Source organism: Agrobacterium sp. NPDC058088 (assembly GCF_042885035.1).
GTDB lineage: Bacteria > Pseudomonadota > Alphaproteobacteria > Rhizobiales > Rhizobiaceae > Agrobacterium.
Map to the genome: position 1 here is coordinate 48795 of NZ_JBHVSU010000007.1, position 13644 is coordinate 62438.

The 13644-nt window shown below is 61.5% G+C and carries 15 protein-coding genes; 13 read left to right on the top strand and 2 right to left on the bottom strand.

The genetic code is table 11. The features are described 5' to 3' along the window. The first annotated feature begins 69 nt into the window (after positions 1-69). From ACFVTJ_RS18155 to ACFVTJ_RS18180, 6 genes are all read left to right on the top strand, one after another. On the top strand, positions 70-1080 hold the full coding sequence (locus ACFVTJ_RS18155) for an iron-siderophore ABC transporter substrate-binding protein (protein ID WP_386909740.1): 1011 nt from the start codon (positions 70-72) through the stop codon (positions 1078-1080). A 2-nt stretch (positions 1081-1082) separates the two neighbouring features. Continuing rightward, positions 1083-2120 carry a FecCD family ABC transporter permease gene (locus ACFVTJ_RS18160; protein ID WP_386910058.1) on the top strand — a complete coding sequence of 346 codons (1038 nt, stop codon included), beginning with the start codon at positions 1083-1085 and terminating at the stop codon, positions 2118-2120. Positions 2121-2122: 2 nt separating this feature from the next. Next, positions 2123-3157: a FecCD family ABC transporter permease gene (locus ACFVTJ_RS18165; protein WP_386910060.1), complete on the top strand. Its 1035-nt coding sequence runs from the start codon at positions 2123-2125 to the stop codon at positions 3155-3157. Then, the gene (locus tag ACFVTJ_RS18170; RefSeq protein ID WP_386909742.1) at positions 3154-3978 is read left to right on the top strand and encodes an ABC transporter ATP-binding protein; all 825 of its coding nucleotides are present in this window, start codon (positions 3154-3156) and stop codon (positions 3976-3978) included. Before ACFVTJ_RS18165 ends, ACFVTJ_RS18170 begins: the two co-directional genes overlap by 4 nt. Positions 3979-4039: 61 nt before the next feature. Then, on the top strand, positions 4040-4321 hold the full coding sequence (locus tag ACFVTJ_RS18175) for a type II toxin-antitoxin system RelE/ParE family toxin (RefSeq protein WP_386909744.1): 282 nt from the start codon (positions 4040-4042) through the stop codon (positions 4319-4321). 55 nt (positions 4322-4376) lie between these two features. Continuing rightward, positions 4377-4676 (top strand): HigA family addiction module antitoxin, encoded by a 300-nt coding sequence (locus ACFVTJ_RS18180; protein ID WP_386909746.1) that lies wholly within the window; start codon positions 4377-4379, stop codon positions 4674-4676. A gap of 19 nt (positions 4677-4695) precedes the next feature. On the opposite strand, the gene ACFVTJ_RS18185 is transcribed toward ACFVTJ_RS18180, so the two are convergent. Continuing rightward, a complete protein-coding gene (locus ACFVTJ_RS18185; RefSeq protein ID WP_386909748.1) occupies positions 4696-5568 on the bottom strand; it encodes a helix-turn-helix transcriptional regulator in 873 nt (290 codons plus the stop codon). A gap of 132 nt (positions 5569-5700) precedes the next feature. Between ACFVTJ_RS18185 and ACFVTJ_RS18190 the strand changes: the two genes are divergently transcribed. The 6 genes from ACFVTJ_RS18190 (at position 5701) to ACFVTJ_RS18215 (ending at position 11669) form a co-directional block, all read left to right on the top strand. Then, positions 5701-6915 carry an amino acid ABC transporter substrate-binding protein gene (locus ACFVTJ_RS18190; RefSeq protein WP_386909750.1) on the top strand — a complete coding sequence of 405 codons (1215 nt, stop codon included), beginning with the start codon at positions 5701-5703 and terminating at the stop codon, positions 6913-6915. A 68-nt stretch (positions 6916-6983) separates the two neighbouring features. After that, positions 6984-7856, top strand: coding sequence for a branched-chain amino acid ABC transporter permease (locus ACFVTJ_RS18195; RefSeq protein WP_386909752.1), 873 nt, complete (start codon positions 6984-6986; stop codon positions 7854-7856). Continuing rightward, complete coding sequence (locus ACFVTJ_RS18200; RefSeq protein ID WP_386909754.1) at positions 7853-8761, top strand: branched-chain amino acid ABC transporter permease; 909 nt, start codon at positions 7853-7855, stop codon at positions 8759-8761. Before ACFVTJ_RS18195 ends, ACFVTJ_RS18200 begins: the two co-directional genes overlap by 4 nt. Next, a complete protein-coding gene (locus ACFVTJ_RS18205; protein WP_386909756.1) occupies positions 8758-9486 on the top strand; it encodes an ABC transporter ATP-binding protein in 729 nt (242 codons plus the stop codon). Before ACFVTJ_RS18200 ends, ACFVTJ_RS18205 begins: the two co-directional genes overlap by 4 nt. After that, complete coding sequence (locus ACFVTJ_RS18210; protein ID WP_386909758.1) at positions 9479-10201, top strand: ABC transporter ATP-binding protein; 723 nt, start codon at positions 9479-9481, stop codon at positions 10199-10201. Before ACFVTJ_RS18205 ends, ACFVTJ_RS18210 begins: the two co-directional genes overlap by 8 nt. 16 nt (positions 10202-10217) lie before the next feature. After that, positions 10218-11669 carry an aldehyde dehydrogenase gene (locus tag ACFVTJ_RS18215; protein ID WP_386909760.1) on the top strand — a complete coding sequence of 484 codons (1452 nt, stop codon included), beginning with the start codon at positions 10218-10220 and terminating at the stop codon, positions 11667-11669. Between the two features lie 30 nt (positions 11670-11699). On the opposite strand, the gene ACFVTJ_RS18220 is transcribed toward ACFVTJ_RS18215, so the two are convergent. Next, positions 11700-12596 carry a choline sulfate utilization transcriptional regulator gene (locus ACFVTJ_RS18220; RefSeq protein WP_386909762.1) on the bottom strand — a complete coding sequence of 299 codons (897 nt, stop codon included), beginning with the start codon at positions 12594-12596 and terminating at the stop codon, positions 11700-11702. A 94-nt stretch (positions 12597-12690) separates the two neighbouring features. Between ACFVTJ_RS18220 and choX the strand changes: the two genes are divergently transcribed. Beyond that, positions 12691-13644 (top strand): choline ABC transporter substrate-binding protein, encoded by a 954-nt coding sequence (gene choX / locus ACFVTJ_RS18225; protein WP_386909764.1) that lies wholly within the window; start codon positions 12691-12693, stop codon positions 13642-13644.

The window sequence follows — 13644 nt, forward strand, 5'->3', positions numbered from 1 at the left end:
TCTCAGACTTGACGGGGGCAATTGAAGCTGAGAATTCAAGTCCACTTTTGAACTTTGAAAGCCTCGCTCATGCCCCGCCTGTTTTGTGGTCTTCTACCGGTCTTCGTGTTTTTTCTGTCCGTAATCGCACAGAATATCGCTGTGGCGGAGGAGACGGCACCCTATCCCGTCATCATCAAACACGCGTTCGGCACGACGACGATTGCGAAGAAGCCCGAGCGGGTCGCCACCGTTGCCTGGGCCAACCATGAGGTGCCGCTGGCGCTCGGCATCGTGCCCGTCGGTTTTGCCGCCGCCAACTTCGGCGATGATGACGGCGACGGGCTGCTGCCTTGGGTGGCGAAGCGGCTATCCGAGCTCGATGCGCCAAAGCCTGTGCTGTTCGATGAGGGTGACGGCATCGATTTCGAGGCTGTGGCGGCAACGCAGCCGGACGTCATCCTCGCGGCCTATTCCGGCCTCAGCCAGTCCGACTACGACACGCTCAGTCAGATCGCGCCGGTGGTCGCTTATCCTGTCTCGCCGTGGGCGACGGACTGGCGCGACATGATCCGGCTGAATAGCGCCGGTCTTGGAATGGCCGCAGAAGGGGAGGCGCTCATCAAGCGCATCGAGGGCGAAATAGCCGAGGTCGTTGCGGGCCACCCGCAACTGAAGGGCAAGTCGGCCATGTTTGTCACCCATCTCGACGCTACCAATCTCAGCGTCGTCAATTTCTATACTGCCAATGATACGAGGGTGAAATTCTTCGAGGATCTTGGCCTTGCGTCACCCAAAAGCGTCGCGGAAGCAACAAGGCCAGGGCAATTCGCTGCCGGTATCAGCGCCGAGCGCGTCGATGCCTTTGACGATGTCGATATCATCGTGACCTATGGTAGCGAGCCGCTGCTCAATGCCATGCGCGCCGATCCGCTTCTCGCCCGGATGCCCGCCGTCTCAAACGATGCTGTCGTCATGCTGGGGCGCGATCCGCTCGGCACCGCCTCCAATCCCACACCTCTGTCGATTTCGTGGGTGTTGAAGGACTATGCCGATCTTCTGGCAAAGGCTGCGGATAAATCCTCCGGGAAATCGCAGTGACGATGTCTGGATCCGGCAAAGCGACGGCCGTGCTGCTAGCCGGCCGTTCCAACAGCGTGCGATCGGCATGGCTTGGCGCGGTGCTGGCGCTTCTCTCGCTGCTTTGTGCGCTGTCCGTCGCCATCGGCACGCGTGACGTCTCATTTACGGATATTGTTGGTGGGCTCAGCGGCCGCGTCGATACGGTTGCCGAGGCAGCGGTTGCCGTGCGTTTGCCGCGCACGCTGCTTGCCATGCTTTCCGGGGCGGCACTCGGGCTGGCCGGTGCCATCATGCAGGGTGTCACGCGCAATCCGCTTGCCGATCCCGGTCTTCTCGGTGTGAACATGGGGGCGTCGCTCGCCGTCGTCATCGGCATCGTCTGGTTCGGCATCGCCTCGGCTCATGCCTTCATCATGGTCGCAATTGCGGGGGCGGGGGTATCGGCGGTTTTCGTTTATGTTGTCGGTTCGCTCGGCCGAGGCGGGGCGACCCCGCTGAAACTCGCACTTGCGGGCGCCGCCACCTCCGTCGCCTTTTCCTCACTCGTCATCGCCGTCGTTCTGCCGCGCAGCGATATTGCCGGCGGCATCCGCTCCTGGCAGATCGGCGGCGTCGGCGGGGCGACTTTCGAGCGCATCGAGACGGTGCTGCCCTTTCTGGCCGCCGGCTTCATCATCAGCCTGCTTTCGGCGCGCAAGCTGAATTCTCTGGCGCTCGGAGATGAACTCGCGGCCGGTCTTGGCGAGAATGTTGCGATGGCCCGAGCCGTGGCCTCCTTCGGCGCCATTCTGCTCTGCGGTGCGGCCACCGCGATTTGCGGGCCGATCGGTTTTGTCGGGCTGGTGGTGCCGCATCTCTGCCGTCTGCTCGTCGGTGTGGACAATCGCTGGCTGCTGCCGTTCTCGGCGCTTGGCGGGGCGTGCCTGCTGCTTGCCGGCGATATTGTCGGGCGCATCGTGGCGCGGCCGTCCGAACTCGATGTCGGCATTGTCACCGCCCTTGTCGGCGCGCCTTTCTTCATCTGGATTGTCAGACGCCAGAGGGTGCGTGAATTGTGACCATCTACGCTCCCGTCATCGAAAATCTCGTCTTCAATCGCCATGCCCTTCAGCGCCGGCGTCGCCGTGTCATCGCTGTCCTGTCGGCGCTTCTGGTCGCCGCTTTCGCAACAACGCTGATGCTCGGGCAATCCTTCACGCCGCCCGGCGATGTCATTCGCGTTCTGTTGGGGGAGGACCTTGCCGGCGTCACCTTCACCGTCGGGCAGTTGCGCCTGCCGCGTGCGCTGCTTTCCATTCTGGCAGGCTTGAGCTTTGGGCTTGGCGGCGTCGCCTTTCAGATCATGCTGCGCAACCCGCTCGCCAGCCCCGATATTATCGGCATCAGTTCAGGGGCGAGCGCGGCAGCCGTTTTCGCCATCGTCGTCCTGCAGATGAACGGGCCGCTGGTCTCGGTCTTCGCCGTCGCGGCCGGTCTTGGCGTCGCGCTCCTCGTCTATCTCCTGTCCTTCCGCAACGGCGTGGCCGGAACGCGGCTGATCCTTGTCGGCATCGGCGTTTCAGCGATGCTGGAAAGCTTCATCGCCTATATCCTCTCCGTCGCGCCGGCATGGACGTTGCAAGAGGCGATGCGCTGGCTGACCGGCAGCGTCAACGGCGCCAAACTTGCCCAGGCACTGCCGCTTACGATCGCGCTGGTTTTCTTCGGCGGCCTGCTTCTCAGCCGTGCGCGGGATCTCGAGACGCTCAGGCTCGGTGATGATGCCGCCGCAGCACTCGGCGTTCGGGTGGGAGCGACACGCATCATCGTCATCGTCGCAGCCGTTGGCATGATCGCCTTTGCTACGGCCGTCTCGGGGCCGATCGCCTTCGTTGCGTTCCTGTCTGGACCAATTGCAGCGCGTATCGTTGGCAGCAATGGATCGCTGCTCCTTCCTGCGGCGCTGGTTGGGGCGGCGCTGGTGCTGGTGGGCGATTATTGTGGCCAGTTCCTGTTGCCGGGCCGCTATCCGGTCGGCGTCGTTACCGGCGCGCTCGGTGCGCCCTATCTGATTTACCTTATCGTGCGGGTCAACCGCAGCGGAGGCTCGTTATGACCGGCCACTCCCTTTCCGTGAACGGCCTGTCGGCCGGCTACGGCGAAAACCTCATCATCGACGGGCTGGATCTCACCGTTCCGCGCGGGAGCATCACCGTGATCGTCGGCGCCAATGCCTGCGGCAAGTCCACTCTGCTGCGCAGCATGTCGCGGCTCATTGCGCCGCGCGCCGGTCAGGTTCTGCTTGATGGGAAATCGATCCATCGTCTTCCCTCGCGCGACCTCGCACGGCGCATGGGCCTATTGCCGCAATCGCCGATAGCGCCTGAAGGTATCGTGGTTGCCGATCTCGTCAGCCGTGGCCGGCACCCGCATCACGGCCTGTTCGCCCGCTGGTCGCGGCAGGACGATGAGGCCGTCGCCGCAGCCCTTGCCGCCACGGATACGGTGGAACTGGCCGAGCGGCCGGTGGACGAGCTTTCCGGCGGCCAGCGGCAACGCGTCTGGATCGCCATGGCGCTCGCCCAGCAGACAGACATATTGCTGCTGGATGAACCGACCACCTTCCTCGATATCAGCCACCAGGTCGAGGTGCTGGACCTTCTGACCGACCTCAACCACGCCCGCGAGACCACCATCGTCATGGTGCTGCACGATCTCAATCTCGCAGCCCGTTACGCCGATTATCTCGTCGCCATGAGGGACGGAAAACTGCATGTCTTCGGAACGCCGGAGGAAGTGTTGACGGAGGAGAATGTCCGCCACGTTTTCGGCATCGAAAGCCGGGTTATCGAAGATCCGACCTCTGGCAAGCCGATGATGCTGCCGATCGGGCGGCATCGGACGGTGGCGCGGGTGGCAGTAGGCGTATCTCTTTAAGATACGGTTCTGTTGACTTCTGTGCGTATCTGTTTATGATACCAGCATCACGAGGCCAGCAATGATCCGTTCTTTTAAAAACAAGCTGACCGCATCGATTGACGACGGATCTGTGAAGAAGGGCTTTCCCGCCGACCTGGTACGCCGCGCCCAGCAGCTGCTCACGATCCTGGATGCAGCGACCAAGGTAGAAGACCTTCGCTCACCGCCCGGCAATCGTTTGGAAAAGCTGTCCGGCGATCGTGAGGGCCAATATTCGATCCGGATCAACAAGCAGTGGCGCATCTGTTTCGTCTGGAAGGACGCAGGGCCGGAAAGCGTGGAAATAACCGACTATCACTAGGCGGTTATTCTCGTGGAGAGGCTCATGATAAATCGGCCAAGGAGGGCCAGCGAGCATGACAATCAGTAAATCGCCTCCAATCCATCCGGGCGAAATCCTGCGGGAACTTTATCTTGAGCCGCTGGGGATGTCGGCTTACGCTCTTGCAAGGCACCTCAATATTCCGCGCACCCGTATAGAACGGATTGCGGGAGAGAAACTCGGTATCACTGCCGACACCGCCTTGCGCCTGGCAAAATTTTTCAAGACCACCCCGGAATATTGGCTGAACTTGCAGAACGCCTTTGACATTAAGGCGGCTGCAGCGAGGCTGGAAACGGACCTTGCAAATATCAAGGAACTGGAAGCCGCGTAGTTGTCAGCCTCCTGTCCCGTCACGGCCAGGCCGCATAGGATGGCGGCGGCATGTTCTGCATCTGCCTTACCGTTCTTCTGAAGCGGCCAGGCGAGGTTCCCTCGTTGCGGGTGAAGAAGCGATTGAAGTAGCCAGGGTCCTGAAACCCCAATCGAAACGCGATTTCAGCGACTTGCAGCGAAGAGTTCACAAGAAGGTCGCGCGCCTCTGACAGGAGTTCCCGGTGAATGTAGGCCTGTGGCGAAAGCCCAGTGGCCTTGCGAACCGCGAATCCCAGTCGCTCGCGGGTGACGCCGAGGTGGTGTGCATAATCGTCTACGGCCCATTGATCGTGCTTGTGCTGGCTCACCAGAAGGACAAAACGTTCGGTAAGACCGCCCGGGGTGGAGACGGCGGCTGCAACATCGGCGATGGCGTGCTGGCGGATGCGGACAAGGGTGACGCAGAGCAGGCTGGCGATGATCGTGTCGGAACCGGTCGCTGCGCGGACATTTTCGCTCGCGATTGTCTGGAGATACCCCGCCAATTCCTGCCGGTCCCTTTCTTCGGGAATCTGCATCAGAATTCGCTGCAGTATCGCGCGTACGGCGCTTGCGCTCGTGCCCGTCGGCATCGCGTGAGCCAGCCCGATTTCGGTTGTCGTCAGCAACGATCCGCGGCTTCCGGCGCTCAGTCTCACGCGGCCTGCTGGCCCTATGGGCAGCCAGACGAGCCCCGGCGAAGGGGCATCCAGCCTCTTTTCGCCCTGCGTGATCTCCGCTTCCCCGACAGATAGGAAAAGCAGGTGGGCGCTGTCTGATTCGAGCCGAAACTCCGATACGCGCAGCGAGGAGGCGAAGGAGCGTGCCGTGATCTCCACTCGATTGGCGGCAAACTGGCTGTGCAGCGGCATTCAACCTCCAAAAGTGCAATAATGTACCACACTAGTGCATTTTATATGCGACTGTCATTGCTAAACTTCGATCAGCGCGTGGGGAGCCTTGAGGAGAAGGGCTGCCCGATCGAGCGCTTTGGGAGGAACATCATGAACAATTTGAAGCGCAGAACGCTGTTCTGCCTGCTGTCCGGTGCTGCTCTGTCGGCAATGTCATTTAGTCATGCCAGTGCGCAGGACCGCACTTCTGTGAAGATTGGTTATGCCGTGTCAAAAAGCGGCGCCAACGCCACCGGCGCGGGCATCACTACCATCCCGAACTACAAATTATGGGTGAAAGAGGTCAACGATGCCGGCGGCCTGACGCTGCCGGATGGCAAGCGCTTGCCAATTGACGTGGTCGAATATGACGACCGTTCCTCGGCCGAGGACGCGGTGCGGTTCACCGAGCGGCTGGCCAGCCAGGACAAGGTGGATTTCATCCTGCCGCCCTGGGGCACGGGATTTAATCTGGCGGTTGCGCCGCTCTATGACCGTTTCGGTTATCCGCAGCTCGCGGTCACCGGCGTCACCGACAAGGCCCCCGATTTCGCCGCGCGCTGGAAGAAGAGCTTCTGGATGCTGGGCGGTGGTCACGACTATGCCAATGCACTGGCCGACGTTTTGAAAGCCGCCCGCGAAGCAGGCCAGATCAATGACAAGGTGGCCGTGATATCTGTCGCGGACGGCTTCGGCATCGATCTGATAAAGGCCGCGCGACCTGCGCTGAAGGAAGCAGGTTTTACGCTTGCTTATGACAAGTCCTATCCAGTCGGTACTTCCGATTTTGCCGCGCTTGTTAACGAGGCCGCAGCAAGCGGTGCGGACAGTTTCATCGCCTTCTCCTACCCGCCGGACAGTTTTGCGGTAACGAAGCAGGCGCAGACTGCACGATATAATCCGAAGGTGTTCTACGTCGGTGTCGGCGGTGCTTTCCCGATTTTCCCGAAGGTTTCCGATGGCAAGCAGGAAGGCGTCATCAGCATCGGCGGCGTCGATGGCAGCAGCGACAGGATCGAGGATTATTTCAAGCGTCACGAAGCTTTCATCGGCACCAAGCCGGACAGCTGGGCAAGCGCCATCACCTATGCGAGCCTCGAAATGCTGGCCCAGTCAATCCAGCGTGTCGGGCTCGACAGGGCAGCGGTGGCAGGCGAGCTTTCGACGGGAAGCTTCGACACCGTTATCGGCCCGGTCAAACTTGAAGACAACCAGCTTCGTCAGCTGTGGTGGGCGGGGCAATGGCAGGGCGAGCGTTTCGTGGCGATTGCACCTGCGGATCGTCCCGGTGCGGCCAAGCCCGTTGTCCCGAAGCCGCAATGGTAAGCCCTTTCCGGCCGGGCCGTAAACCCGGCCGGAAGGCTTCGGCCATGTTCCAGACTGGAGACATTTCCTTGTTCTTATCCACCCTCATCTTCGGCTTGATGCTGGGAGGGACCTATGCGCTGATCGCGCTTGGACTTTCGCTGCAATATGGCATCGCTCGCATCATGAACCTCGCTTATGGCGAAGTGCTGATCGCGGCGGCCTTCATCACCTTCGTTCTGTTTTCCGGTTACGGGCTGTCGCCGCTCTGGTCGCTTTTCATCATCGTACCGCTCGGTTACGGCCTTTCTTTCGCGATCTACCGCGTCATGATGCGGCCGCTGGTGCGCCGTTCGGGCGGCTCTAGCCGTCTGGAAGTCGATTCCATTCTGGCAACCTTCGGACTGCTCTTCGTTGTCCAGGGCATCATGCTCGTGGCGTTCGGTGGCAATTACCATTCCTATTCCTATCTCGCCGATGGCGTCGATATCTTCGGTACGACGGTGGCAATGAACCGGCTTCTGTCTTTCGGCTTGTCGGTCCTGATTGGCGGTGGGCTTTATCTGGTGCTCACCCACAGCCGCTGGGGTCTTAACCTGCGGGCGGTGGCGCAGTCGCCCCGTTCCGCGCCGTTGGTCGGTATCGATGTGAACCGCGTGGCTTCCGTCGGCTTTGCTCTCGGCGGCGCACTCGCCGTGGCCGGCGGGGTGATGATCTCGATGTACCAGACCTTCTCCGCTTCCTATGGCGTGGTCTTCACCATGAAGGCGCTTGTCGTCGTCATCATGGGCGGTGTCGGCAATCTGCTCGGAGCGCTGGTCGCCGGCCTGCTGCTCGGCCTCGTGGAAACCTTTGTGCTGGTTTATGTTGATCCCGGCCTCACACTTGCCGCCACCTATCTGCTCTTCCTCGTGGTCCTGCTCTGGCGTCCGGAAGGCATCTTCGCAAGGAGGGGCAAATGATTCCGCTTGTGATCGGCCTCGCCGCAGCCGCGCTGCTGGCGCTTTCTCCCTTCTTCTTCGATGCCTATGGTGTCGGTGTCATCATCGGCCTTCTAGGTTATGCCACGCTTGCTTCCGCATGGGCCATGTTCTCCGGTCCGACCCGCTATATATCGCTCGCCACCGTCGCCTTCTTCGGTGTCGGGGCCTACACGGTCGCGGTGCTGAGCGAGGTTTTGCCATGGCCGCTCGTCCTGCTGTGCTCCGCCCTCGTCGGCGCCGCGCTTGCCTTCGTCGTCGGGCTTTCCACGCTGCGCGTCGCTGGCATTTATTTCGTGATCTTTTCCTTTGGCCTCGCCGAACTGATCCGCCAGCTCATCACTTGGTATGAAGTGAATGTGACCGGAACGCTCGGGCGCTATATCTTCCTGCCGCTGGAGCCCCAGCATGTCCTCTGGCAATTGCTAGCGCTGGCCGCCGTTACTCTTGCCCTGTCGACGCTCATCGACCGCAGCAAGCTCGGCCTGGCGCTGAAGGCAATCGGCGATGATGAGGTGGTGGCCGCCCATGCAGGAATTAGTCTTGCCCGCACCAAGCTGACGCTCTTCGTGCTGTCTGCCACCATCATCACGCTTGTTGGCGCCATCCAGGCCCCACGCTGGGTCTATATCGAGCCGGCCATCGTCTTTAATCCGCAAGTCTCGTTCCTCACCGTCATCATGGCCTTGCTTGGCGGAGCCTCGCGCCGCTGGGGACCCATCCTCGGTGCAGTGCCGCTATTCCTGCTGTTCGAATGGCTGGGCGCTAATTTCCCCAACCATTTTTCCATCATTCTCGGCGCTCTCTTCATCCTCATCGTCTTTGTGCTGCCAGATGGCGTGCTGGCGGCGCTGGACAAGTTGCGCAAAAAGGAGAAGACGGCATGAGCACCGTTCTCGAAATTGCTGATATCCGCAAGACCTTCGGCGGGCTGAAGGCAGTGGATGGTCTGGGCCTGACTATCAAGGCCGGCGAGGTCGTGGGGCTGCTCGGGCCGAACGGTTCCGGAAAGACGACGCTGATGAACCTGATCTCGGGCGCGCTAAGGCCGACGGAGGGATCGATCCGGCTGCAAGGGCAGGAGATTGCCGGCCGGCGGCCGGATGCGATTGCGCGCGCAGGCGTGGCGCGCACCTTTCAGCTCGTGCGGCTTTTGCCTTCGCTTTCCCTACTGGACAATGTCGCGGTTTCGGCCATGTTCGGGCCGCAGCGGTTGTCCCGCCCCGCGGCGGAGAAGGTCGCGCGCACCTGTCTGGAAAGAATAGGGCTCGCCGGGCGGGAAGTCATGCCGGCCGGCGATCTCACCTATATCGATCAGAAGCGCCTCGAACTGGCGCGTGCGCTTGCGGGCGAACCGAAGCTTCTGCTTCTTGACGAATGGCTCGCAGGCCTCAACCCCACGGAGCTGCAGGAGGGGATCGCGCTGATCCGGCGGCTGGCATCGGAAGGAACGACGATTCTGCTGGTGGAGCATATCATGGCGGCCGTGCGCGCTCTTTGCCCGCGCTCCGTGGTCATGGCGGCCGGCCGCAAGATCGCCGACGGGCCGACGGCAGCGGTACTTGATGATCCGCAGGTCATCTCCGCCTATCTGGGAGCGCCACATGCTTGAAATAGATGCGCTAACAATCCGCTACGGCAAACATCTCGCTGTTGATGGCATATCGCTCAATCTTGCGAAGGGCGAAACAGTGGTTCTGCTTGGCGCCAATGGCGCCGGCAAGTCGTCGCTGCTGAAAGCTGTCGGCGGCATGGTTGTGCCGGCATCCGGCGAAGTGCGCGTCGACGGGGCGTCGCTTGCCGCTGTTCCTCCCCATCGGATCGTGGACTGCGGCGTGGCGCTGGTGCCAGAAGGACGCGGAATTTTCCCGGCGCTGACGGTCGAGGATAATCTTCGCCTCGGCGCTAATCCCCGCCATGCCCGTTCAGCAGAGAAAGTGACACAGGAGAATATTTTCTCGCTGTTTCCGCGTCTCGCCGAACGCCGGCAGCAGCTTGCCGGCACCATGTCCGGCGGCGAACAGCAGATGGTCGCCATCGGGCGGGCGCTGATGTCGGCGCCGGATTATCTGTTGCTGGACGAGCCAAGCCTGGGTCTTGCGCCCATCGTCACGCAGGAACTTTTTGCCGGTCTGGCCGAGATCAAGAAGACCGGCCTTTCCATTCTGCTCGTGGAGCAGAATGTGCGCGAAAGCCTGGCGCTGGCCGACCGGGGTTATTTGCTGGAAGCGGGGCGTATCGTCGGGGCAGGCACGGCTGAGGCCCTGTCCGCCGATCCCGCCGTGCAACGGGCATTTCTTGGCGGCACCACCGCCGCTATTGTGTGAGTTCAGGAGGAAGACCATGCAGACTGTCAATCTTTTCATCGGCGGCGACCATTGCCAGGCCGCGAGCGGAAAGCGCTTCGAGCGTCACAATCCGATCACCGGCGACGTTGCGACGAGTGCTGCGGCGGCAACGGTGGAGGACGCCACGCGTGCGGCCGATGCCGCGGCCGCCGCTTTCCCGGTCTGGTCGGCAACGCCGCCCGGTGAACGACGCGGCCTGCTTCTGGCTGCCGCGCAGGCGCTTCTCGCCGCCGGCACTGATATTACCCAGGCAATGAAGGAAGAAATCGGCGCAACCGATGCCTGGGCCGGTTTCAACGTCAAACTGGCAAGCGACATGCTGGTGGAGGCGGCGAGCCTGACGACCCAGATCAAGGGAGAGATCATTCCCTCCAACCGTCCCGGCACCATGGCGATGGCGCTGCGCCAGCCGGCGGGCGTTGTGCTGTCCATCGCGCCGTGGAATGCGCCGGTCATTCTTGGCATTCGCTCCATCGCCACGCCGCTCGCCTGCGGCAATACGGTGGTGATGAAAACCTCGGAGCTTTGCCCGCGCACCCATGCGCTGATCATCGAAGCGGTGGCATCGGCAGGTCTGCCGAAGGGCGTGCTCAACGCCGTCTCCAATGCGCCGGAAGATGCGGCAAAGATCGTCGATACGCTGATCGCGCACCCCGCCGTTAGACGGGTGAACTTCACCGGCTCGACCCGCGTTGGCCGTGTGATTGCCGAAACGGCCGGCCGTTACCTGAAACCCGCTCTGCTGGAGCTGGGCGGCAAGGCGCCGTTCATCGTGCTTGACGATGCCGACATCGATGCGGCGGTCGCGGCTGCCGCTTTCGGCGCCTACATGAACCAGGGCCAGATCTGCATGTCGACAGAGCGCATCATCGTGCTTGATAGCGTTGCCGATACATTCGTGGAGGCCTTCGCCAAAAAAGCGTCCAGCCTCACGGCCGGAGACCCACGCGAGGGCAAAACACCGCTTGGCTCGCTGGTCAGCGCCGAAGCGACGTCACGCATAAGGGCGCTGGTGGACGACGCCGTATCCAAGGGCGCAAAGTTGGTCGCGGGCGGCGGCGGCACCGGCACCATGCTTGATGCGATCGCCATCGATGGCGTCACTCCCGCCATGCGGCTCTATTCCGAGGAAAGTTTCGGTCCGGTCGTTTCAATCATCAGGGCCGGCAGCGTCGATGAGGCGGTAAGCATCGCCAATGAAACAGAGTTCGGTCTTTCCGCCGCGATTTTCGGCAGGGACCAGGCGCGGGCGCTTGCCATTGCCGCGCGGATCGAAAGCGGCATTTGCCACATCAACGGGCCGACTGTTCACGATGAGGCGCAGATGCCCTTCGGCGGGGTCAAGGCCTCCGGTTACGGCCGCTTCGGCGGCACGGCAGGCATTGCGGAATTCACCGAATTACGCTGGGTCACGCTGCAGGACGGGCCGCTGCATTATCCGATCTGAACCGGAAGCGATGGAGGCTGGCGGGCGGACTCACCGCCGCTCGTCGATCAGCCAGCCGGTGAGTTTTCTCACCGCGCTGTCGCTGCTTTTGGGGCGCATCAGCCAGTAGCCGCGTCCCGGTGCGTCGAGGCTTGGGCCTGCGGTCACCAGCACGCCGGCCTCGAGCAACGGATCGACCAGTCCGGCCCAGCCAAGCGCGAAACCCTGTTCGCCGATGGTTGCCTGCACCACCATGGTGTAATTGTTGAAGCTGATGTCGCCGCCATCGTTTTCGGCGCTTCTCTGCACGCCGAAATGCTTGAAATAGGCGGACCAGTCGAACCAGTGTGCCTGCGATGTGTTTTCGAGGTGGATGAGTTTCCGCCGCGAAAAATCCGCTATGGTCGAGGGCGCCGGCGTTTCAGCCAGCAGGGCAGGTGAGCAGACCGGCGTCACCTTCTCCGAAAGCAATAATACTGCTCCTTCGCCGGCTTCCTGGCGCGTACCGAAGATGATCATCACGTCGCTATCGTGCTTGCCCTGGCCCAGCGGATCCTGTGTGGCGACGATCTGGATATTGATGTCAGGGTTCAGCGCGCGAAAGCCATGCATGCGTGGGATGAGCCACAGCGACGAGAAAGCGTAGTCCGTATGCAGGCGGATGGTCTGGCGCTCCTCCGTACGGCGAAGCTGCTGCGCCAGAAGATCGATGGCGTCGACATTGCGCGCGACGATCTCGAAGAGTTTTTGTCCTTCCGCCGTCAGTTCGATGCCGCGATGTTTGCGCCGGATGAGGGTTACGCCCAGCTCATCCTCCAGCCTGCGGATCTGATAGCTGACGGCTGGCTGGGTCAGCCGCAGCGATGCTGCCGCAGCCGTCAGGCTGCCACGGCGGGCAATCTCGGCGAAAATGCGCATCCATCCCAGATCGAGCGGCCGGTCTGACATTAAAATTCCTTATATCAGTTATCGAAAAATACCCGCTTCACAGGCAAAAGCAACGTGGTGTTCAATAAACTGGATTGATAAAAGGGGAGCCGCAATGAAAATCAATTCTCATCTGCATCGCATCGCCGCCGGTCTCATTCTGTCCATGGCAGCCTTCTCCACCCCGCTGCAGGCGGCCGATGACGCGGCCTGCAAGACCATCCGCCTCAGCGATCCCGGCTGGACCGACATCACCGCCACCAATGGCGTTGCCTCCGTTTTGCTTGATGCGCTGGGTTATGAGGCTGACGTCAAGACACTGTCGGTGCCGATCGGTTATCAGGCGATGAAGAACGGCGAGATCGACGTTTTTCTCGGCAACTGGATGCCGGCGCAGAAATCCTTTGTGGACGACCTGAATGCCGCCAAGGCGGCCGAGGTGATGACGAAGAACCTTGAAGGGGCCAAGTTCACCCTGGCAGTGCCGGCCTATATGGCCGAAAAGGGCGTCAAGGATTTTGCCGATCTTTCCAAATATGCCGACGAGTTTGAAAGCAAGATTTACGGCATCGAGCCCGGCGCGCCGGCCAACCAGAATATTCAGAAAATCATCGACGCGAATGATTTCGGCCTGAAAGGCTGGCAGCTTGTCGAATCCGGGGAACAGGCCATGCTGGCGCAGGTGGAACGGGCGGGCAGGGACAAGAAGGCCGTGGTCTTCCTTGCCTGGGCGCCGCATCCGATGAATGAGAAGATCGATATCGCCTATCTCTCCGGCGGCGACGCCTATTTCGGTCCGAATTTCGGCGGCGCGGAAGTCTATACGCTTGCCCGCACCGGTTGGCCGCAGCAATGCCCGAATGCGGCGACGCTGTTCAAGAACCTGAAATTCGATATCGGCATGGAAAACAGCCTTATGGACTCCATTCTCGGTGGTGAGGATTCCAAGGCGGCGGCAACGGCTTGGCTGAAAGCCAATCCGAAAGTGGTGGATGGCTGGCTGCAGGGTGTCAACACGCTGGACGGTAAGCCGGGGGCGGACGCCGTCAAAGGCAAGCTTGGCCTCTAA